The sequence below is a fragment of the Ruminococcus sp. 210702-SL.1.03 genome, from assembly GCF_020559915.1.
Taxonomy (GTDB): Bacteria; Bacillota; Clostridia; order Oscillospirales; family Ruminococcaceae; genus YE71.
In genome coordinates, this window is sequence record NZ_JAJCLZ010000111.1 from 1 (window position 1) to 776 (window position 776).

The 776-nt window shown below is 58.8% G+C and carries 2 protein-coding genes; both read left to right on the top strand.

Features of this window, described 5'->3' with window-relative positions; genetic code table 11:
• A partial coding sequence (locus LI114_RS13660; protein ID WP_227221124.1) for a hypothetical protein occupies nt 1–411 on the top strand: 411 nt, incomplete at its 5' end.
• On the top strand, nt 411–776 hold a 366-nt coding region (locus LI114_RS13665), incomplete at its 3' end, for a hypothetical protein (protein WP_227221125.1). The genes LI114_RS13660 and LI114_RS13665, both read left to right, overlap by 1 nt.

Sequence of the window (776 nt, forward strand, 5' to 3'; positions counted from 1 at the left end):
AATGTAACGCAGTACGCTATACCCACGATGGGCGGCATAGTTACGGCGGCGAGCGGCGGCAGATACTCCACTGTATTCGGACAGGACGACGACTATATCTATTTGCAGGCTGTGTACCCGAACGGCACCGCGAGCACTTACGGCGTTACGCTCACCCTAAGCAAGGCGGTAGGCGCAAGCGCTCTGAGCGCGGTCAAAGTGCCGTATCACGTCGGCGCGGGCACGGAGTTCAAGACGGCTTCGCTGGACGCGTACTCACTTGTTTGCGACGGCGTGCCCGTGCTGTACGTCAACGGCATGGCAGTCGATACCGAGCATTTTGCGGTCAAGAGCGGCAATAACAGGCTTAACGTTACGCACAACACCATGCCCGCCACGCTGAGATACTCGACGATAAAGGAGCGGCTGTAATGAACTATCGCGTAACACTGACCAACGGCACGCAGTCGGAGATACTGCACAGCTACCGTCCGTCAGACCCGAAGATCTCGCAGGCTAAGATAACAGAAGCCGTCAACGAGATACCGTCGTTTTCATTCCGTATTTTGCCAGACAACCCCGCGTACAACCCCGTTGAGGCGGGGGTCAGCACGGTGGCAGTAACAGACCTAGACCGCGGCGCAACGCTCTTTGAGGGGCGCTGTCTGAGCGTTTCGGACGGTATGAGCACGGCGGGGCTCTTCGCGAAAACGGCGGTATTTGAGGGCGAGCTCGGCTACCTCTGCGACAGCGTACAGCCCGAAGGCGAGGTGTCGCAGGGCACGATAAACCGCAGC